We start from the raw sequence: 22140 nt of genomic DNA on the forward strand, positions 1-22140 counted from the left end.
CATGCGCAATATTTACGTTAAAAATACTCCGCTCGCAGAGGCCCGCAAGAAATGGCATTCAGCCCTATCTGCCTGTGGCTTTTATACAAAAGTTCTCACCGAAACCGTCTCAGTTGATGACTGTCTCGGTCGTATTACAGCTGAACCCATCTTCGCCCATCGCTCATCACCGGCCCATAATGCCTCCGCCATGGACGGCATCAGTGTGAACTTCGCAGACCTCGCCGCAGCCAGTGAAGCCTCGCCGGTAATACTTCCCCCGGAAAAATTCCAACAGGTCAATACCGGTAACGCCATCCCTGAAGGATTTAATGCCGTTGTGATGATTGAGGATGTCCACTTCCTCGATAACGGCGGTGCTCAGCTGCATATGCCGGCAACCCCCTGGCAGCACATCCGGACAATTGGAGAAGATATCGTCGCCACCGAGCTCATCCTGCCAGAAGGTCATCGCATCCGACCTATCGACCAAGGTGCCATGCTGGCTACAGGTGTTACCACCATTCCTGTGCAGCGAAAGCCGAAGGCAACAGTTATTCCCACCGGCAGTGAGCTTATCCAACCAGATGCAGCCCCAAAACCCGGCGAGATAATCGAGTTCAACTCCCGAATTTTAGCCGGCTACCTACAGGACTGGGGAGCAGATGCCCATCGACATAAACCCGTACAGGACGATCCCGACCTGTTACGAGCTGCTCTTAAAAAGGCTGCAGCTGAAAACGATCTTGTAGTATTGAATGCCGGAGCCTCAGCCGGAACTCGGGATTACAGCGCCTCGGTACTCGCCGAAATAGGTGATGTAATAGTTCATGGAGTTGCTATAAAACCCGGAAAGCCTGTCATTCTTGCCATCATCGACAACACCCCGGTTGTCGGCTTGCCAGGTTACCCGGTCTCTGCTGTGCTTACTATGCGCATCTTTGTCAAAGAGATGCTTGCCAAACTCCTCAACCACGACCTCGACCAGCATGGCCATATCGAAGCGACGATGTCGCGCCCTGTCCATTCCGCCATGGGTGTTGACGAGTTTGTTCGTATCACCCTTGGAAGAGTGGGTCAGACACTCATGGCTACTCCCGCCGGCAAGGGCGCAGGCGCAGTTATGTCGTTAGTCCGAGGCGACGGCCTGCTCACCATTCCCGCCGGCAATGAAGGTGTCGGGGCCGGAGAGAAGGTCTCCATAGAACTGCTTCGGCCAAAGGCCGAGGTCGATGCAACCCTTGTCTTTATTGGCAGCCATGACAACATCCTTGACCTGATGGCCAACCAGCTCCACCGCGAAAAGCCGTTTACTCGTATTTCTTCGGCGCATGTTGGGTCAATGGGCGGCATCATGGCCATCCGCCGTAATGAAGCGCATATGGCCGGCTGCCATTTGCTCGACGAGGCGACCGGTGAATACAACATCCCGTTTATCAAACGGCTGCTCCCCAACGTTCCACTTCAGTTAATCAACCTCTGCTACCGGGAACAAGGGCTGATGCTCGCCAAAGGAAATCCTCATAATATTTCAGGTTTTTCTGACATGGTGAACAGAAATCTGATGTTCATCAACCGTCAGGGCGGCGCAGGCACACGCCTGTTAACCGATAAAGTTATGGGAGATCTTGGCATCCCCCCTGAGCAATTAGCTGGCTACGACCATGAAGAATACACTCACATGAGCGTCGCTGCTGCCGTGGCGAGTGGCAGCGCTGACGCCGGAATGGGTATCCGGGCAGCCGCCATGGCACTTGGCCTCGACTTCGTCCCGGTCACCGAGGAACGCTACGACCTCATTATTCCGGCTCTATTTATAAAAGATCCAAAAGTCATAAAAGTACTTGAACTCATTCGTACCAACACAATGTTTCACCAGAAGATTTTAGCTCTCGGAGGCTATGACCTTCGAGACATAGGCCAAATCATGTATCAACAAAACTGACCAATGACAGGCGGCGGCTGCTAAGCACGCACCGGACTGCTCAGAAGACGAAAAGCAGAACCCAATCAAACAGGAGGACACACATGAAAGACAGAATTTTCCGGGTGAACCTGAATACCCTCACAACCAGTGTTGAAGACGTTCCGGCCGCCTGGGCCGGCCATGGTGGACGCGGTCTCACCTCAACCATTGTTGCTGCCGAAGTCGATCCGACCTGCAATCCGCTCGGACCGAAAAACAAGCTGGTGTTCGCCCCCGGCCTCCTCTCCGGCACTGTCGCAGCCAACTCAGGCCGCCTGTCTGTCGGCGCCAAAAGTCCACTGACGGGCACCATCAAAGAAGCCAACGCCGGTGGCACTTCTGCTCAGCTGCTCGCTCGTTGTGGCTGCAAGGCCCTCATTATCGAAGGCCAGCCTCAAGGCGATACGTGGTACAGCATCTCGATCAACCAGGATGGCGCAAGTATCAGCGAAGAGTCCGAGCTTATCGGCAAAGGCAACTTTGCTGTAGTTGACACCCTCAGCAAAAGGTTTGACGGGAAACGTGGCATCATCGCCATCGGCCCAGCCGGCGAGATGAAGATGTCTTCTGCCAACATCTCGGTCATGGACCCTGATGGCGGCATCCGCTCCAACGGTCGTGGCGGTCTCGGTGCTGTTATGGGATCGAAGCATGTCAAGTTCATCTCCATCGACCCAGGTGATGGTAAGGTGGAAATCGCCAATCCCGATGCGTTCAAGGATGCCAACAGACGATTCGCCAAAGCGCTGGTCGATCATCCGGTCAGCCAGGCTCTTGGCCAGTACGGCACCAACGTCCTTGTAAATATCATCAACGAATCCGGTGGTCTGCCAACCAGAAACTTCACCCAGGGCCAATTTGACGGCCACGAGAAGATTTCCGGCGAAACCATGCACGACACTATCAAGGAACGCGGTGGCAAGGTAAAACACAACTGCCACGCAGGCTGTGTTATCCAGTGCTCTCAAGTCTATAATGATGCCAAGGGCAACAAGCTCACCTCCGGCTTTGAGTATGAGTCAATCTGGGCCATGGGCGCCGACTGCTGCGTGGACAACCTTGATCATATAGCAGAGGCCGACCAAATAATGGATGATATCGGCATCGACAGCATCGAGACCTCGGTAGCATTTGGTGTTGCCATGGAAGCAGGTGTTCTCGAATTTGGAGACGGCGCCGGTGTTTGCCGCATTCTAAAAGAGGAAATCGGCAAGGGTACCGCACTCGGCCGCATCATCGGGAACGGTGCCGGCTCTGTCGGTAAAACCTATGGCCTCACCAGAGTACCGGTAGTCAAAAACCAGGCTATCCCAGCCTATGACCCGCGCGCTATCAAAGGTATTGGCATCACCTATGCTACCTCCACACAGGGTGCCGATCACACCATGGGGTACACCATTGCCACCAACATTCTCAACGTCGGCGGCTCCTGCGACCCACTGAGCAAAGAAGGCCAGGTCGAACTTTCCCGGAATCTGCAGATCGCCACAGCAGCCATTGACTCCACAGGCATGTGCCTGTTCATCGCCTTTGCCGCCCTGGACAACGCCGAATGTTTACCTGCACTGATCGACTTGATCAACGCTCGTTTTGGCATCAACCTCACCGCTGACGACGTCACCAATCTCGGCAAACATATTCTAAAAACCGAGAGGGGTTTTAACGAAAAAGCAGGCTTTACAAATCTTGATGATCGTTTGCCGGAGTTTTTCTACACCGAGCCGGTACCGCCGCACAATGTGGTCTTTGACTTTACCGGCGAGGAGATTGACACCTTCTGGAATTTCTAATGCAAGTTAAAGTCAAACTTTTTGCCTACTTCCGGGACAACCGATTCAGGGAGGAGATAAAAGACCTTCCAGTAAACACCCAGGTCGGCGAAGTTGTCGACGGCCTGGGTATTGACCGGGAAGAGGTTGGGGTGCTAATGATCAATTCAAGACACTGCACCTTTGAAACCGAGCTACGCGAAGCCGACATTCTGGCCATCTTCCCCGTGGTAGGCGGCGGCTGAGAACTCAGGCCTGAAATACCTGAATAAACCAACATTTCTGCCAGCCCCGGCTACAGTTTTCTCAAAACTGTAGCCGGTTTTTTTATTTAGTCCTTTTGTCTCTTGTATTATTGGTTATTTTAATAGCTACTGACTTTACCCTGTATTACTTTTTACTCAAGCATTGCGCCTAACAACATTCTTCTGATAAAATGGAAACATGCTATAGTGCAATAAAGCCTTTTGCCGAAGGAAGTGGGCATATGGAAACCATACGAGCAGCAATCATCGACCGCAGGTCAACTGCCAAGAACGATGAGGACTTTATCGATCAGCTGAATATGCTGATCAAAGATCACGGGGACGTGGTCTGCCCGATAATTTTCACCACGCTCACCAGCATCGACCTGCCACCCAAGGTCGCAAAAAAGTATTGGTTCGATGTCCAAAATCATCGCTTGCAGATGATCCAGCAGCTCGGCAGAAACATAACCCTCACCACCGCCATCGCTGACTACCTACAGTCGTTCACGAATCATCTGCACAAATCCTATGTTGTTGACGCTGGCGCTTTCGAGCGGGCAGTCAGCGGCACCATCCTTGACAACCTTACCGGACTTTATAACCGCCCATACTTCGACGAAACCTACGAACAACAAATAGCCCTCGCTCGACGTTACACCAACGACTTGTCGATACTGTTTCTTGATATCGACGACTTCAAGGATATCAATGATAATTTCGGCCATCTTGCCGGTGACTATGCCTTGCAACGGGTCGCTGAAGTGATTCGCAACAACAAGCGTGAAAGCGACATAGCCGTTCGCTATGGCGGCGAAGAGTTCGTCCTGCTCATGCCAAATACAGCTTGCGTCGACGCCGCAATTCTTGCTGAACGGATTCGCTGCAAAATCGAAGAACTCTCTATAACTATAAACGACAACACCTTTCAGCTGACCATCAGCGGAGGACTTGCATCTTACCCACTTAATTCGCTCAACGCCAAAGACCTGCTTTTTATGGCCGACAGCGCAGTCTATCTTGCAAAAGGATCAGGAAAAAACACTATTTCTCAATTCCGGGAAGAGCAACGACGTTTTTTGCGAGTGAAGATCAACCGTCCCATCCTCATAAAAGAACTTGGGTTCGAGGATCATCATGTTTTTTCGGCGGAAAGCAAAGATATTGGCCTGGGCGGCATCCTTCTGGAAAACGATACCCTCCTGCCACTCGGCTCCATGCACGAGATGAGTATTGCAGTGAACGGGCACGATGACAAATTACTGCTTCTTGGTAAGGTCGTCCGCGTCGAAGAGATAACGAACCAACGCTTCAACATCGGACTCAGTTTCTCCTTCAAGGAGATGGCAAAAGAAGCGAGCAACCACATTGCAAACTTCTTAAAAGATTATACGCTAGCACCTCACCAAACGCCTCATGCCGAACCTCTGAGTCATTAAACTTTCATAGATTCAACCGTACCAACAAAAATCTGGAAAAAATCTACTGCTGCATGTCAGTTCCGGTGGTACATTGTACTTTTAAATCCAACCAGGTTTGCACCAAAAGCTCAGCCTCACACCGAGGTCGTTCCATGAAAACAGTCCATATCATTGTCGAAGGCAGGGTTCAGGGTGTCTTTTTTCGCGACTACACCCAACGGGAAGCAGAACGCCTCAACTTGAAAGGTTGGGTAAGAAACCGTCCTGAAGGATCGGTGGAACTAGTCGCATCTGGCACCGTTCATCAATTGGACAGCCTGGTGGAGTGGCTGCAGACAGGCTCACCACGATCGGTTGTTACAGCTCTCCAGGTCGAGGAAATTCTACCCACCGAAAAACTTCCGCGATTCGAGATCCGTTATAAAGCCTGACATAATGCTGCTTAAAATACATGACCTCAGCCTCTGGTTCGAAAGCAACGAATCCGCCGAAGCCAGCAACCACGCCCTCTCCGGTGTAACACTTTGTGCAGACATCGGCCAGACCGTTGCCCTGGTTGGCGAATCAGGCTCTGGCAAATCGGTCACGGCCCTCTCCATTCTCCGGCTCCTTGAAGAAAGTAGCACCGTCCGCACTACTGGGTCCATCCTCTTTGCCGGTCAGGACCTCCTGACACTACCCCTAGAGAAAATGCGCACCATTCGCGGCAATGACATCGCCATGATTTTCCAGGAGCCCATGTCCTCGTTGAACCCGGTATTCACGGTAGGCAACCAGATGATAGAGCCACTCGTGCTCCACCAGTCCATGACGCATGATGAAGCGAGACGAGAAGCAATCCGTCTTCTTGAACGAACCGGGATCCAGGAACCGGAAGCACGACTGAAAGTCTATCCACATCAGCTTTCCGGCGGGCAGCGACAGCGTATCATGATTGCCATGGCACTCGCCTGTCGCCCAAAACTACTCATTGCCGATGAACCGACCACTGCCCTTGATGTCACTATCCAATCCCAGATTCTCGACTTGATGCAGGATCTGCGAGAGGAGTTCGGCATGGCCGTTCTCCTTATTTCCCACGACCTGACCCTGGTAAGAAAGGTTGCCGACTCGGTGCATATTATGAAAGATGGAGCCATCGTCGAGTCCGGCGACTGCGACACGATCATGAACAACCCGCAACATCCCTACACCCGTCATCTCATGTCCTCGATCCCTTCGGGCAGCCCGACCCCTAAAGAGCCCGGCCCGTTGCTGTTGGAGACCAGAAACCTCAACTGCCACTTTCAACTGCAGACTGGCTGGGTCAGTCCCTTTAAGCGCAGGAAACGTATTATCGCTGCAGTTGATGACGCCCATCTCACCTTGCAGCAAGGCATGACCTGCGGCATTATCGGCGAATCGGGATCAGGCAAAACCACTCTTGCCATGAGTATTGCCAAGCTCGTCCACAGCAGTGGCCAGATCCGGTTTGAGGGGATTGACCTGCAACAACTCTCCAACCGTCAGATGCGGCCTTTGCGCAGCAATATCCAGGTGGTGTTTCAGGACCCTTTTTCCTCTCTCTCTCCTCGTCTCTCAGTCTACCAGATCATTGAGGAAGGGTTGTCTATTCACTTCTCGCATGCCACCAGTGAGGAACGGGACGAAATGGTTTTTGGCGCACTGAAAGAGGTTGGCCTGGAACCGGAAATGGCCTGGCGCTATCCCCATGAGTTTTCCGGCGGCCAACGTCAACGTATCGCCATCGCCCGTGCGATTATTCTTAAACCAAAACTTCTCATTCTCGACGAGCCAACCTCGGCCCTCGATGTGACCATCCAGGCCCAGATCATCAAGCTGCTCATCGATCTGCAACAGCGATACAATATGAGCTATCTCTTTATTTCCCATGACCTGCGGGTGGTACGGGCCATTTCGGACTATGTGGCCGTAATGAAGGATGGCAGGATCGTTGAGACGGGGCCTGCACAGGAGGTTTTCGCCGCTCCCGTGCAGGAGTACACTCAAGCGCTTTTTAACGCTGCATTATAGGCTTACACATCACTCTTCAATAATCGCCTCAACTTTCCGACAGCGATCGCCGCGAATATCGTCCTTAAAGAGTGCATAGCCTCTCTCATTTGCACAAAAATCGCCACACATGGTGCAGGTCCTCTCATTTTCAGGAGTACGCTCTTTACGAATCGCTCTTGCCTGCTCAGGAAACATGAGCAGTTTGAAATGATCTTCCCAGGCACTGTCACGCCGGGCCAAGGCCACCCTTTTTTCCTGCTCACGGCGTTCTGGATACTTGGCGATGTCACCAATTCTTGCAGCCAATCGAGTAGCCCGAACCCCTTCACGCACATCCTGCTCGTTGGGCAGTGCCAGATGCTCGGCTGGGGTAATATAGCATATCAAATCGGCACCATGATGCGCCGAGTGAGCCGCACCAATAGCCGCGGTGATATGATCATAACCGGCACCGGAATCAGCAGGCAGCGGCCCAAGCACATAGTAGGGGGCGCCGCCGCTCATCGCTTTTTCCAGCATGATATTACCGGCAATCTCATCAAGCGGCACGTGACCGGGACCTTCAACCATCATCTGGCAGCCCATCTCTCGCCCAAGTTCAGCGAGCTCGCAGTTGATAATCATCTCAGCCATCTGGGCCCGGTCATGGCTGTCATGAATTGCTCCGGCGCGAATGCCATTACCAAGCGACAGTACCGCATCATATTTTTTCATCAGGGCACAGACCCGATCAAACTGTTCATAGAGCGGGTTCTCCTTCTGGTTATATTCCATCCAGGAAACCATAAACGTGCCGCCTTTGGAGACCAGGCCACCATAGCGAAACCCCTGCTTGCGCAACCGCTCTATAGAAAACCGATTGATTCCGCAATGGATTGCCATAAAAGAAATACCGTCGGCCAGCTGGCGCTCAATCAGCTCGAACAGGTACTCACTATCCAGCTTATTCGGATTGCGATATTTTTTTGCCGCCTCAGAAAAAGCCTGATACAGTGGCACATTACCAACAGGAAGATTGCATTCAGCCAATACAGCCTGACGGATAGCATTGAGGTCTCCGCCGGTGGAGAGTTCCATCAGGGTATCAGCCTTCTCTTCTTCTGCCGCCTTTGCTTTCTTTATCTCAAGTTCAATAGAATTGATATCCGACGAAGTACCAATCGAGGCATTCACCTTCGTGCGCAGTCCCCTGCCAATAGCCACGACATTCTGATTTGGCCGACTTGGGCTACAAGGCAGAACAATGTGACCATAGGCAATACCGTCGCGGATCAACGTTTCGGCCACGCCTTCATCAATTGCCGCCTTCTTCATCTGGGGAGTGATAATTCCTTCGCGTGCAAGTTCCAGTTGGGTTTTCATGACGTCTGTTCTCCTGAAAAGCAGTGTATTACGTTGCCCCCGGGCATAAAAAAAGTCCACGCCGCCGGCTATCCGGCAACATGGACTTTTTCTGGACAAACAAGTCGTTATCTCATTCAGGCAGGTCTTCTGACTCGCGGATCACTCTCCGACTGCGCCTTCCCACCAGAATTTTTTTCTTCTATTCCGGCAGTGGCATACTGCAGTCGTCGTCCCCGCACACAGCGCCGGCCCAACGTTACGGATTTTCACCGTATTCCCTTTTCACTCCTCGGTTGTATTCATCAACAAAGGGGCACCTGAACGAGTCTATCAATCTATCATGCGGCAAGAACCTAACCGAAACATTTCCTTATGTAAAGTCACTTTGAACGTGACACCGATTGAGATGACACCGAAAGCGATATACAGTAATATGCAGCGCCCGACATCACCAGCAAATTTGTCTAGCTGACAAGCCTTAACAAAGCCAGGACCGCTACACCTGGAGGTCATACCGTTTCATGTTTCCCGAAAATTTCCTCAGCTCAGTCCCCCATGCACCCGGCGTCTATCTGATGCTCGATAAAAAATCGACCGTCCTCTATGTCGGTAAAGCTAAAGATCTATTCAAGCGCCTTTCCTCCTATGCCCGCCACAACGGAGCCGAGTATAGCAAGACCAGGATAATGCTGAGCTATGTGGCCAAGGTCGACACCATCCTGACCCGCACCGAAAAAGAGGCTCTGATTCTCGAAGCCTCCCTTATCAAGAAGCATAAGCCGAAATACAATATCATCCTTCGCGACGATAAAAACTACCCGCTCATCAAGGTAACAGTCCAGGAGGAATGGCCACGGGTCATGATGGCCAGGAAACGAAAAAAAGACGGTGCCCGCTACTTTGGGCCCTACTCATCCTCATCGGCGATGTGGGCCACCCTGAAATTGATTGCCGCCCTTTTTCCTTTACGGAAATGCAAAGGTGGCATCCTCCGGCCGCGAAAGCGACCCTGCCTCAATCACCAGATGGGAAAATGTCTTGCACCCTGCACTGGACAAGCCGACGCCCAACTCTACAGCGAACATGTAAGCAGCGTGACCATGATTCTTGAAGGTCGCAACAGAGATCTGGTCAAGCGCCTCACCACCCAGATGCAGGCGGCTGCAACAGACCTTGATTTCGAGCAGGCAGCACTTTTGCGCGACCAGATAAACGCCCTCAACCGCACACTTGAAAAGCAGGTAGTTGCCAGCCAGCAGCTCAACGACCAGGACGTTTTCGGATTCAGCCGACAGGGCACAGCAGTGGCCATTGCCCTGCTTTTTATCCGCGATGGCTTGATCAGCGGCAGCCGCACCTTCTTTTTCGACGACCCCTACGGGGAAGACCAGCTCATTTTGGCTCAGGCCCTTAATCAATTCTACGATCAGGACAGCTATCTGCCAAAAGAAATTCTGCTGCCTTTCGAGCCTGACGACATGGCACTTCTGGAGGAAAGCCTCACGGATATACGAAAAGCACGGGTCACCCTGCAGGTCCCGCAGCGAGGCGACAAAATGCAACTATTGGCCATGGCCAGATCCAACAGTGAACAGGTCTTTGCCGAAAAAGAAAAGAAGCGGAAATCCTGGGAGTCACTCGCCCTCACGATGCAAAAAAAATTGCAGCTTGCCCGCTCTCCTGAGCGCATTGAGTGTTTGGACATCTCCAATATCAGCGGCCAACAGGCAGTAGGTTCACTGGTCTCTTTTGAAAAGGGAGAACCGGCCAGCAATCGGTTCAGGCATTATAAAATCCGCACGGTTGTAGGCCCAGATGACTACTCGATGATGCGGGAAGTACTGCTGCGCCGCCTGAGCCGTGGACTCGAGGAAAACGATCTGCCCGATCTCTTTGTGGTTGATGGAGGCAAAGGCCAGCTGAACATGGCCCTGGGCGTTGCCGACGAACTCGGTATCCGTGAGCAACTTGATTGGATAGGCATCGCCAAAGAGCGCGAAGAGGAAGGTGAAAAACTATTTAAGCCAGGCCGGAAAAATCCGATACTCTTACCTGCCCACAACCCGGTACTGCTCTACCTGATGCGCATCCGTGACGAGTCTCACCGCTTCGGAGTGACCTTTCACCGCAAACTTCGCAACAGTGCCTCCTTCCACTCAGAACTTGACCGCATTCCAGGCATTGGTGGAGAGAGAAAAAAACGGCTGCTTAAACATTTTGGCAGCCTCAAACAGGTGCGTCTCGCTTCACTCGATCAACTCTCTGAAGTGGAAGGCATCGGCCCAGACCTGGCCCGCCAGATCTACGAGCACTTTCAGCCCGAACAGGATTAAGGGCACCGACTTTCACGTCACCTCTTCTCTAATTCAAGCAGTTGACTGATCCTGGCATGCAGTGCTACCACGGCGGTATCTACCTTGAGAATCCGCTCACCCAGAGAGCAATTGACAAAGCCGGCATCTCCAAACTTGTCGACTTCATACTCTACCCAACCACCTTCCGGACCAATGGCCAGCAGCACCCGCCCCTGGACACCGGTCATCACCTGCCCCAGAGTCTGATTGCCATCAGGATGGGCGATGATCTTTCTATGATATTCGCTGTCGATGGTTGGCAGAAAATCCTCGACAAACGGCTTGAACCGCCGAAAAAAATGCACTTCGGGCATACGGGTATCAACCGCCTGTTCGAGTCCTTGCTGCAGATGCTCGCCGTACCCATCAGGATCAAGCAGGGAGGCTTCCCAGAAACTTTTCTCCACCCGGTTGGCGTGAATACAATAGAATCTGCCAACCCCAAGCGCGGTGGCTTGGCTCAATATCCGCCGCATCATGATGGGCCGAGCAAGCGCCAGGATGAGGTCTATGGGCGGCATAACATGAGCAGTTTCCTGCAAACGTATCCGCAAACGGACCGAACGTGGATGCTTCGGCGTTATCGCCTCAATTACACCACTGCCTTTTGAACCATTGACCACCCCGACCCTCACGGTGTCGCCAACATCCGCTCGTAGGACCTTGACGATATGTTCGGCACGTCTATCAGTCAGAATGAGACATCCGTCGACTATCTCATCCGCTTCAGCCAGTAATATATTCATAGACGATTTCCGCGTCGGTTCTGTAACTGTATGATATGTATTAACTCCAAGTGGTACACTTTCACCATTTCCTACACTTCACACTCTTTTTTTATCATACACCGTGTGGTAAGTTCCGCCATCACCTCAGGAGGTTTATCGTTTGCTCATATTCTTTTACAATATAGCCCAATTTGCCGCTTTACTTCTCTTCTGGCCGGCGCTGCTCGTCATGGTTGCGGCAAAGGCCAAATACCGCACCAGGATTTCGGCTCGTCTTGGTCGCGAGCTGACAAATATAGTGCGTGCAAAAGACAACACGAAGAGAACCTTCTGGGTTCACGCCCTCTCGGTAGGCGAAGTTACTTCAGCCGTACCACTCATTACCGGCATTCGGAACCAATACCCGGACAGCCGGATAATCGTCACAGCCTCCACCGCAACCGGAGAAAAAGTCGCTCACACCCTGCTGGAATCGACTGCGGATCATATCCTTGCCTCGCCTCTCGACCTGCTGCCAGTGATAGAGCTGTACCTGCAAGCCCTCCGCCCGGATATCTTTATCCTTGTGGAAACAGATTTCTGGCCCAATTTGATGGCCTCTCTCCACCGTCACGACATCCCCGCACTGCTCGTCAACGGGCGTATATCACAGAAATCCTTTTCAGCCTATAAAAAACATTCCTGGTTCTTCCTGCCGATGTTTCGCCGTTTTGACCGTATCTGCCTACAGGCTGAAGAGGAAAAAGCAAAGTTCGAGTTACTTGGCATAGCTCCTCAGAAATTGCAGACCCTCGGCAACCTGAAATACGACCTGCCATATCAGACCTCTTCGGCCTCTGACATCACCCTGCTCCTGCCGAATGATAAATTGCTCTTTATTGCCGGCTCCACCCACCCCGGTGAAGAGGAATCGCTGTTCTCCGCCTATCAGCATATTCGTCAAGATCATCCGGAACTCTATCTCATCATTGTCCCTCGGAAACCCGAACGAGCAAATGAGATACTTAAACTCGGACAGAGTCTCAACCTCAACGGCATAAAACGGACAGACAAAACCTTGATCCCCAACGACTATCTGCTTGTGGATACCATTGGCGAACTGGCCGACCTCTATCGCCACAGCGATATCGCTTTCACTGGTGGCAGCCTCGTTGCGGCTGGAGGCCACAACCCTGTCGAACCTGCCAGAATGGGCTTACCTGTGCTCTTTGGCCCGCATATGGAAGATTTCCAGGAAATCGCTCAAGATCTTGTCTCGCACGGAGGCGGTAGAACGGTTGCCGACGTGCACGAACTGACGACCGCCCTAAACGACCTGGTCAATGACAGCTCCCTGCGCCAGCAACTGGGAAGCGCTGCACGTGAGGTCATTGTTTCCCGACAAGGCGTTGTCGCCCGCCATCTAGATATGATAGCCTCCCTTTTGAAATAACGTGAAAAGTGTTCAGCAGTTTATCAGCAACAACTTTCTCCCTTTCCTTGTCGTCGCGTTTGCCGCTGGAATTTTGACGGGTTCCCTGGCGGACCTTCCACTCAACGTAACTTTTGCGTTCGCCATTCTTACCGGTCTCGTTCTACCTATCTGCTATCTCAAGGCAGCAGATCTTTCCGGCTATTTGACAACGATTTTACTTTTCTTCATTGCCGGAATCACAGCTGGCACGATCAGCAGCCAGGAACCAAATGAACCACATCACATCTATAATTTGATCGACCAACAGCGCGATATCGTGGCCGTTGGTCGGCTGCTCACCATGCCAAGCTTTGACGGCACAACCAGCCAAGCCAAGATCAACCTGCAATCTATCCGAATCGGAACTGATCTCCCGCATCAGCCTGCGATCGGAACTATCCTGCTACGAATCCCCGCCCCTTGGCCGCAAGAGTACCGCCCCGGCACACTGCTGGCAATCAGAGCTATCATGCAACGCCCTGCAGCCTATGGCGTCCCCGGCGTTTTCGATTATCCCGCAGAATTGGCTCGCCAAAATATCTGGGTCACCGCTTTTTCCCGCTCAACAGCCCAGCTGCACGCTATTGCAGACACGACCACATTATTGCAGAATATCAGATATATTCCTGAGATAATGCGAAACTCTGTCGGCGAGTTTCTTGACGATCATACCGATCATGAAATCGCCGGATTATACCGGGCCATTCTCCTCGGCGATCGTTCCCGCCTGCCCGATACGACACTTGAGTATTTCAAGGCAAGCGGCACAATGCATATTCTGGCAATTTCCGGTATTCATTTGACTATCATCGGCGCACTTCTCTTTAGCCTTCTCTACTGGCTGTTACGGCGTTCCGAATGGTTGCTGCTTCACACCAATGTAAAAAAGGTGACCGGACTCATTTGCCTGCCGCTACTTCTCGGCTACACCCTTCTTGCCGGTAGCAATACACCGGTAATTCGGGCCTGCATTATGAGCATGGTCTTTATCTTCGCGTTTTGCAACGACCGAACCCGCACCCTCTCATCGCTCATCGCCTTTGGCGCACTCCTCATTCTTGCCTCGTCACCACAGACACTTTTCACCGTCTCCTTCCAGCTCTCTTTCGCTGCGTTTATTTCGATCGCCCTCATCATGCCAGTCATCCAACCTCTTATTCACAATCAGCTTGACAAAGGCCCTATGACTTTCCGGCAGGTTGCAGCGAGTCTTAGAAATTGGGCTTTGAGTGCCCTCTTCGCCTCAACTGCTGCAGTCCTTGGAACTGCTCCCATTGTTATCTACCATTTTCATCGTCTGCCGCTGGCTGGACCCATTGCAAATCTCGTCATGGAGCCTCTCATCTGCCTGTGGGCTCTTCCTTTTGGCTTTCTCGCTCTACCATTTATTGGTTTTGTACCGACCATTGCCACTGCTCTCCTCACGATTGGAAGCGGTGGCTTACATCTGGCTGTCTCTTTCGCCGAGCTTATCCAGATGGTACCCAAAACAAGCCTCTGGCTCCCGCGACCAGCAGTTTTCCTGGTTATCCTCTATTACTGCGCGTTGTCCTTGATGCTGTTGAGTCAAGGATTAAACATCAAGCTGTTCCGCCGCCACCTCTCTGCCTGCCTTTACATCCTCCTGCTTGCCTTACTGATCTTCCCCGTTTCACCTCACTTGATCAGCAACAGCAAAACAGCCGCTGTTAATTTTCTGGATGTAGGACAAGGCAGCGCCACCCTGATCCGTTTTCCTGACAATACCCATATGCTTATCGACGGAGGCGGCTCCGCCTTCAGTCGTGAAACTGTGGGACAGCGGATTATAGCGCCTTTTCTATGGGACAGTGGCATCACAAAACTTGAAACCATCGTTCTTACCCACCCAGACGGCGACCACACGAATGGGGTCCCCTTCCTTCTTGAACATTTTTCGGTACAACAGCTATTTATCAGTAATTATTCAAGTGGAAACAAGCAGTATGAAGAACTGATCAAAATGGCACGACGACAAGGCGTGAAGGTCAACCAGGCGTATTCAGGAGACATACTTCAAGCGGGAGAGACTTCCGTCATCTGTCTTGCCAATACAGGTCTCGAATATGGCGGCGGCAATAACGAAGGCCTTGTCATCTCATTACAGCGAGGAAATACCCGATTGCTGTTCCCAGGCGACATCGACAGCAACACAGAGAAAGGGCTGATAGCTATGGGGAAAACATTGAGCAGCGACATCCTGCTCGCGGCCCATCATGGCTCGAGTTCTTCCAACTCACCAGAGTTTCTTGAGCAGGTGGCTCCACAGACTATCATCGTCTCCGCGGGCAGATCACGCAAAACTCTTTTCCCCTCGGAGCAGTTAAGGGAGTACTGCACAATCAGGCAAATTCCCTTGTTGGAAACCTCCGAGAAAGGGTCCATCAGGCTGGAGCTGAAAGAGCAAACGACAGAAATAGCCATGTTGAAGGATTTACAAAAAAATCCGCTCCGTCGTCGTCACGATACGTGGCAGACAACAGAGCGGATAACGGTACGAAAAGAATGACAAGAGGCTAGACGTAATGATCTCGTAAGGATTACGTTTTGCCGACAGATGGACTCTGGAAATAGTTCGATGTACGAGCTTTGAGCCTTCCACGCCAATTCGGCAGTAACTATGCTACGGCAAGCAAATTACCGTGGAAGCCCTACAACGAAGTAGATCGGGCTTTTCTTACGAGTCCATCAGACTTCGGTAAAGTCGGTGGGTGGTTTGCGCAGGTATTTGGCAAATTTGGCCTTTTCAACGCAGTTTGAGTAGGCGTCATCCGGACTAATCATCTTTTTGTCCAGATAGTGAAGGATTGCGTCATCCAAGGTCTGCATACCGTACTTCTTGCCGGTCTGCATAACAGAGAGCAATTGGAAGGTCTTGCCTTCACGAATCAGGTTACGGACAGCCGGAGTGGCAATCATTATCTCCAGCGCTGCACAACGGCCTTTCACATCAACGCGCTTGAACAACGTCTGAGAAACAACTGCTCTCAGGGCGTCTGCCAGGGTTGAACGCACCTGCCCCTGCTGGTTCGCCGGAAAGATCTCGATAATACGATCCACCGTCTTCATTGCATTTATAGTGTGGAGCGTGCCGAAAACCAGGTGACCAGTCATGGCAGCTTCCATTGCAAGAGAAATCGTTTCCAGATCACGCATCTCACCCACCATGATAATGTCGGGATCCTCACGAAGAGCTCCACGCAAGGCAGCGGCAAAACTCTTGGTGTGCGTCCCCACCTCACGATGGTTAATCAATGCCTTCTGACTACGATGCACAAATTCGATCGGGTCTTCAATTGTCAGGATATGGTCTTTCCTGTTCTTGTTGCATTCATCAACGATAGCCGCAAGCGTGGTCGACTTACCGGAACCGGTAGGGCCTGTCACCAGCACCAACCCTTTCGGCAAATAGGCAAGCCGGGCAATAACCGGAGGCAGTCCAAGTTGTTCGCAGGTCATGATTTCGCTGGGAATCTCACGAAAAACTGCGCCTACCCCATATTTTTGCTGAAAAAAGTTGCAACGGTAACGAGCCAGGCCAGGAATTTCATAGCCAAAATCGATATCTCCGGTCTCTTCGAAATCCTTAATCTTCTCCTCCGGACAGATTTCATAGAGCATCCCGCGCAGCTCATCGTTTTCCATCTTCTTGAACTTCACTCGCTCCATATCGCCGCGGATACGGAGTACAGGCTGCTGTCCAGACACCATATGGAGATCCGAGGCGCCCTCATCGTTCATCAATTTAAAAAACGCGTCTATCTGAGCCATGTTATTTCCTTATTCAGCTAAAATCCCGCCCTATAACCGGCATCGCAATCTGCCAGCCAAACAACACCAGAAGGCACGTACAGATTCGTACCCGGCGATTTATCAGATTACTACCGACTTACGTATATAATCCACAACCTCATCAGCATCATCAAGTACCTGTAACAGCGAAATATCCTCTGGACTAATATTGCCACTGGACAAAAGTTTATCCCGTATCCAGTCAACAAGTCCAGACCAAAAGTCACTTCCAACCAAAACAATTGGAAAAGGCTTGATCCGCTGGGTCTGGATCAGTGTAAGCGCTTCAAACAGCTCGTCTAATGAACCAAAACCGCCAGGCATGCAGATAAATGCCATGGAATACTTCATAAACATTACTTTTCTTACGAAAAAGTATTTGAAATGTAAAGGGAAATTACTGTAAGGATTCGGTGTCTGCTCATGGGGAAGGCTGATGTTGAGACCGATTGAGACACCTCCCGCCTCCGCAGCCCCCTTGTTGGCCGCTTCCATAATACCTGGACCGCCACCGGTAATTACCGCCATTCCCGCCCTGGCAAGCTCACCCGCAATTTTTTCAGCAAGCTGATAATACTCGTGCTCAACAGGCGTTCTGGCTGAACCGTATATGGTTACTGCCGGGATATCCACTGCTGACATCGCATCGAAGCCATCAACAAATTCCGCCATGATTCTAAACATCCGCCAGGAATCGCCGACAACGGTATTATCCAGCACATACTTCGGTTCACGCCGTATTCTTCTCCGTTCATTCAATGCCATGGTTATATCCTAATTGTTGGCTTGGTCATCGTCCTAAGGTTGCAGCCCCTGACTCTCGACTGAGATTTCGAGACAATTTTGCCTGATCAAGAGCATCGAGCAGAGCCTGGGCTCGCCCACTCGTTTCACTTTTTGCCACAGACTGTTTCTGGACCTTACGAGCCCAGAAGCGCGCCCTGTCCGGGCGATTTAATTTCATATAAACACTGGCCTTTAAAAGCTGTACTTCTGTTTGATCAACACTTCGCCCCCTACAGTTAGCCAGACTTTCAAGTGCCTCAGCATATTGCCCGAGATGTTGCTGAATACGAGCAAGCCGAAACCGTAAAATTGGATTATCCGGTGCAAGATCAACGCTTTTGCGGCAGAGCGAAAGAGCAATATCATCCCCCTCATGAGCTTGCCAGATTGCTGAGCCAAGAAGGCTGAGGGCATCATGATCAAAAGCATTCTGCTGAAGGGCGCGCTGCAGAAATCCCATAGCTTCTATCGGATCACCATTACCCAAATGCGCTTCCCCTAAATATTTGAGAATCCGCCGCTGCTGCCGTTCGCCGACCTTCTCAGACCAGCTTTGAAAGAATTGCAAACTCTCAGGATACCTACCCGAACGACAATAGAGTTTGCCGAGCTGGACCTCAACTTCGCGACAAAAATCTTTATCATCATCGACTGAACATCCACGATAGGCACGTTCGAACAGTTGCAGGGCTCCCAACAGATCTCCCTGTAATTTCGCGCCAAGCCCCAGGTTGTAGAGAGCCATAAAATTGTTCGAGTCGATAGCAATGACCCTTTCAAAAGCGTTTTTGGCCAGATTGTTTTTATTGAGCAGAGCGTAAGTCACCCCAAGGCTGTTTAACAGGTTCACATCCTCGGGCGCACACTCAAGACCACGGCGATACTCACGCAAGGCACCCGCGAGATCACCATCGCTAAAATGAATATCACCGCTCACATTCAGACTGACTGCGTCAAATTGCACGGCATGACCTGGTCCAAAGAATTCGGCATGCAATAGTGCCTTGCGAGCATTCAGCAAGGCCTCTGCTTTGGAAAAACCCTGATAGGGATAGCTGCTGATCCCTGCATAAGCACCCTGCCCATCTGCAGCATCCGCAAGCATTCGCAACAGATCCTCAGCGACCATAAACCCGGAAGCGCTGTCAGCACCTGATATATAAATGAGACACCCCCGATCAATGCCAAGAATTGTCGCTTGTGAGGGTAAATCGACCAGACTCTGCATGAATGTCAATTCTTCAGCATCCCGGGGGCTGCTAAGATAAAGCAGACAAAATGCCGCATCTTTCTTACTGAGCTGTAGGTATTTTTCGGTTAGTTCAGAATTGACGGGACGCAACGGATGCGTGTCGGCATTAGCCAGAAAACTGTAGTCACAAAAACTGAATGGCCCTCGCTTAGCGGCAACCTGCAAGGCTGTCCATGCCTCATCGAGCATTGATGGCGGGGCAACATCTGCAGCACTCTTGCTGCTGGATCCAACATGTACCCTGAAAAAACCCTCCCGTTTTAGATGCTGCACAAGGCCTGAAGAAAACCGTTCAACTGAACCGAGATCCTCCTTCGCACCCAAGATTCCGAAAACACTTTGCCCAAGATGGTGAACTAGCAACCGACTGTCGGTAAAACCCACCAGCGCCGTGGCTGCACGCTGACCATTCTGGTAACTGTCCCTGGGAAGGCGCCCGCGTGAAGGCAACTGGACGAGAATTACACCGGAATCACACCCCTTAGACTTTTCAAGCACGTCCCAGAAATGGGAACTGTTCAATAAACCTGTCTCCAGGTCCCGATAAGAGTTTTTCAGCACGTGAAACTCTCGCAACAAACTCTCACGAATGTCCTCCAGCCAATCTAATGTGCCCAACTCAGCTATCATTGGATCGACTTGGCTGACAGCAATAACAAGAAACTGTTCCTTTTTTACTGGAAACGACAGTAATATCGTTGTTCCTAATTTGCTCGTCGTGATTTCTCCTTGTTTCATTGATTCTACTTGCGCCGATATTGCGGCGTCGATACGCGGATCCGTGCTCAACTTCGGCAAAGGCCCACCAAGAACAAAATGTACAAGTCCAGACGATGGAATCCTGGCTAAAACGAGCTGACGATAACCATTGGCAAAAAGAGTGAAATCCTCTTCTTCAAGGTGATCAGGAATACGTCCAAAGGGAAACGACTCAAGCATTTTCAATAACATCCGTGCGGAAAAAATCTCTAATCAGGTCTGCGAGTTCAGATATCTCACGATCCTGAATTGTACGAGCATCAAGAAGAAACTTTTCACTTTCAACCCTACCGATAATCGGCATCCGGAGCTGACGAAAGCTCTTTTCCATCATGCTGATACTCATGGTTTTCGGCTGCAGTTCAACGGCCCAGCTGGCAAGTTTACACTCAGGCATCGCTCCCCCTCCCACCTTTGACACTGTCGCACCGATAGTAACATCACACTGTCCAGAGAGGTCATTCCTGATTTTTCCGGTTATCGCTTCTGCGCGTTCCTTTATAATGTCGGGGTGTTCGGTCAACATTTTCAAAGTGGGGATGCTTTCCAGAGCATTATTGGTGTCATAATAGTATCTCAGGATTGTTTCCAGTGCTGCCAGGGTGAACTTGTCGATTCGAAGTGCCCGGTTCAAAGGATTCTTCTTGACCTTACCGATTACTTCTCGGCTCCCGACAATGACTCCTGCCTGAGGCCCCCCTAAGAGTTTATCTCCACTAAAGGTTACTACATCAATGCCGGCTTTCACTGCCTCCTGAACAGTGGGTTCTTTTTCAAGCCCATATGGGGAAAGATCAAGAAGGCTACCGCTGCCAAGATCCTCCATGGTTACCAACCCGTGTTTTTTAGCAAGCGCTGACAAATCTTCTCCAGAAACCTCAGAGGTAAAGCCTATCATCCGAAAATTTGAAGTATGAACCTTCAGCAGCATCGACGTCCTTTCAGTAATCGCCTGCTCGTAGTCATGCAGATGTGTTCGGTTGGTGGCCCCAACCTCAACTAAATCTGCCCCACTTTTAGCCATAACGTCGGGGATTCGAAAAGAGCCGCCAATCTCGACTAATTGCCCCCGGGAAACTATTACTTCAGTGCCCTTGGCGAGTGTATCAAGTACAAGAAGTACTGCAGCTGCGTTATTGTTAACCACAATTGCAGATTCTGCACCTGTCAATTCACAAATCAAGTCTTCCACAAGACTATAGCGACTTCCTCGCCTACCAGTTTCCAGGTCAAACTCCAGATTCGAGTAATAGCCACCAACCATGCCAAGAGCTTCGAGAGCCGCATCAGGCAGTAAAGACCTGCCGAGATTGGTATGCACGATAACACCGGTACCATTGATGACTCGCCTGAAATTAGCTGTCATTTTTTTTCGAATAGATTGAATAAAAAGCTTTTCCCAATCGCCTCGGCTCTTTATGACCAAATGCTGTTTTTCACCGGCAAGTATGGATTTCCTCTCACGGTCAATTACCTTCTGAACACATTCCTTGATTATTCGGTGCGGTACATATTCATCCATTACTGATTCGAGCCATAATATACACTCATCTATTTTGGGCAGAGAGCGAAGCAACTCGTTTTGACTTTCCATAGGCCCCTTGATTACCGTTGTTTTTTCGAATATGATGATCTTAATCAGATGTTAAAAAGAATGCATGTACGAAGGAAAGTATGCGGAAGAGAAGTTCTTCGCAAACATTTTCACTCACTTATAATGCGATGAGCATTCTCCTCTTTCTGATACTCTATTTTTTTAGCTTTTACGAAAAGTATCTGTTGACAGGTGCACCCTGATCCAGTACTTTGCCGCCTTCCTTGCCCGATCAGCAACTCGATTGCAGCAAGGAAAAAAAAGACATACAACAAGCTTGACAGATTGAGTTGAGCCCAGTAAGATGTCGCGCCGTCGGGTGCCGAAAGGAAAGCCCGGCAGCAAGAAAAAAAAGCTGTTGACATCAACGATTTTACAGTTTATGTTCACCAGCTCGCCGCGGACCTTGTGCCGCGCGGTTTTGCTTCGTGCAAAACTGAGAACGATCCTTGAAAACTGAATAACAACACGTACAGCAAACGGGCCCAACGCGAGATACATCTCGCTAAGGGCAACTTTGAAATTCAAAGGAGCTCTTATATAATTAAGCACTATATAAGAAACCATCCTTACGGATGGTCTAGGATATCAAACTGGAGAGTTTGATCCTGGCTCAGAACGAACGCTGGCGGCGTGCTTAACACATGCAAGTCGAACGCGAACG

At 50.9% G+C, this 22140-nt stretch carries 15 protein-coding genes, 1 rRNA gene and 1 riboswitch; of the genes, 10 read left to right on the forward strand and 6 right to left on the reverse strand.

All coding sequences use genetic code 11. From position 1 onward, the window contains the following. The first annotated feature begins 1 nt into the window (after position 1). The 6 genes from BUF15_RS20405 to BUF15_RS20430 all read left to right on the forward strand — a co-directional run bounded on the left by BUF15_RS20405 (position 2) and on the right by BUF15_RS20430 (position 7414). Positions 2-1924 (forward strand): molybdopterin biosynthesis protein, encoded by a 1923-nt coding sequence (locus tag BUF15_RS20405; RefSeq protein ID WP_234981235.1) that lies wholly within the window; start codon positions 2-4, stop codon positions 1922-1924. A gap of 83 nt (positions 1925-2007) precedes the next feature. Then, positions 2008-3735, forward strand: a complete 1728-nt coding sequence (locus tag BUF15_RS20410; protein WP_073615567.1) for an aldehyde ferredoxin oxidoreductase family protein — start codon at positions 2008-2010, stop codon at positions 3733-3735. Then, positions 3735-3959 (forward strand): MoaD/ThiS family protein, encoded by a 225-nt coding sequence (locus BUF15_RS20415; protein ID WP_073615568.1) that lies wholly within the window; start codon positions 3735-3737, stop codon positions 3957-3959. The genes BUF15_RS20410 and BUF15_RS20415 overlap by 1 nt, the downstream gene beginning before the upstream one ends. Positions 3960-4201: 242 nt before the next feature. Next, positions 4202-5398 (forward strand): diguanylate cyclase, encoded by a 1197-nt coding sequence (locus BUF15_RS20420; RefSeq protein WP_073615569.1) that lies wholly within the window; start codon positions 4202-4204, stop codon positions 5396-5398. A gap of 134 nt (positions 5399-5532) precedes the next feature. Further along, entirely contained in the window at positions 5533-5811 is a 279-nt protein-coding gene (locus tag BUF15_RS20425) for an acylphosphatase (RefSeq protein ID WP_073615587.1), read from the forward strand. 4 nt (positions 5812-5815) lie between these two features. After that, positions 5816-7414, forward strand: a complete 1599-nt coding sequence (locus BUF15_RS20430; protein WP_073615570.1) for an ABC transporter ATP-binding protein — start codon at positions 5816-5818, stop codon at positions 7412-7414. A gap of 9 nt (positions 7415-7423) precedes the next feature. On the opposite strand, the gene thiC is transcribed toward BUF15_RS20430, so the two are convergent. Further along, positions 7424-8758, reverse strand: coding sequence for a phosphomethylpyrimidine synthase ThiC (gene thiC / locus BUF15_RS20435; RefSeq protein ID WP_073615571.1), 1335 nt, complete (start codon positions 8756-8758; stop codon positions 7424-7426). A gap of 102 nt (positions 8759-8860) precedes the next feature. Beyond that, positions 8861-9076: riboswitch (cobalamin riboswitch) on the reverse strand. Between the two features lie 185 nt (positions 9077-9261). On the opposite strand from thiC, the gene uvrC reads away from it, so the two are divergent. After that, the gene (uvrC, locus tag BUF15_RS20440) at positions 9262-11073 is read left to right on the forward strand and encodes an excinuclease ABC subunit UvrC (RefSeq protein ID WP_073615572.1); all 1812 of its coding nucleotides are present in this window, start codon (positions 9262-9264) and stop codon (positions 11071-11073) included. A gap of 17 nt (positions 11074-11090) precedes the next feature. Here the strand turns inward: uvrC and BUF15_RS20445 are convergent, their stop codons facing one another. Then, positions 11091-11840 (reverse strand): 16S rRNA (uracil(1498)-N(3))-methyltransferase, encoded by a 750-nt coding sequence (locus tag BUF15_RS20445; protein ID WP_073615573.1) that lies wholly within the window; start codon positions 11838-11840, stop codon positions 11091-11093. Between the two features lie 142 nt (positions 11841-11982). On the opposite strand from BUF15_RS20445, the gene BUF15_RS20450 reads away from it, so the two are divergent. Beyond that, the gene (locus BUF15_RS20450; RefSeq protein WP_073615574.1) at positions 11983-13254 is read left to right on the forward strand and encodes a 3-deoxy-D-manno-octulosonic acid transferase; all 1272 of its coding nucleotides are present in this window, start codon (positions 11983-11985) and stop codon (positions 13252-13254) included. Position 13255: 1 nt separating this feature from the next. Next, positions 13256-15802 (forward strand): DNA internalization-related competence protein ComEC/Rec2, encoded by a 2547-nt coding sequence (locus tag BUF15_RS20455; RefSeq protein ID WP_073615575.1) that lies wholly within the window; start codon positions 13256-13258, stop codon positions 15800-15802. A 179-nt stretch (positions 15803-15981) separates the two neighbouring features. Here the strand turns inward: BUF15_RS20455 and BUF15_RS20460 are convergent, their stop codons facing one another. From BUF15_RS20460 to selA, 4 genes are all read right to left on the reverse strand, one after another. After that, positions 15982-17064: a type IV pilus twitching motility protein PilT gene (locus tag BUF15_RS20460; RefSeq protein WP_073615576.1), complete on the reverse strand. Its 1083-nt coding sequence runs from the start codon at positions 17062-17064 to the stop codon at positions 15982-15984. A gap of 102 nt (positions 17065-17166) precedes the next feature. Next, positions 17167-17850, reverse strand: coding sequence for an LOG family protein (locus BUF15_RS20465; protein WP_073615577.1), 684 nt, complete (start codon positions 17848-17850; stop codon positions 17167-17169). Between the two features lie 25 nt (positions 17851-17875). Beyond that, positions 17876-20062 (reverse strand): tetratricopeptide repeat protein, encoded by a 2187-nt coding sequence (locus BUF15_RS20470; protein WP_073615578.1) that lies wholly within the window; start codon positions 20060-20062, stop codon positions 17876-17878. Then, the gene (gene selA / locus BUF15_RS20475; RefSeq protein ID WP_073615579.1) at positions 20055-21476 is read right to left on the reverse strand and encodes an L-seryl-tRNA(Sec) selenium transferase; all 1422 of its coding nucleotides are present in this window, start codon (positions 21474-21476) and stop codon (positions 20055-20057) included. The genes BUF15_RS20470 and selA overlap by 8 nt, the downstream gene beginning before the upstream one ends. Positions 21477-22066: 590 nt before the next feature. Here selA and BUF15_RS20485 point away from each other — a divergent pair. Next, positions 22067-22140 (forward strand): 16S ribosomal RNA (locus BUF15_RS20485); the annotation flags it as partial.

It is taken from the genome of Desulfopila aestuarii DSM 18488 (genome assembly GCF_900143695.1).
GTDB lineage: Bacteria > Desulfobacterota > Desulfobulbia > Desulfobulbales > Desulfocapsaceae > Desulfopila > Desulfopila aestuarii.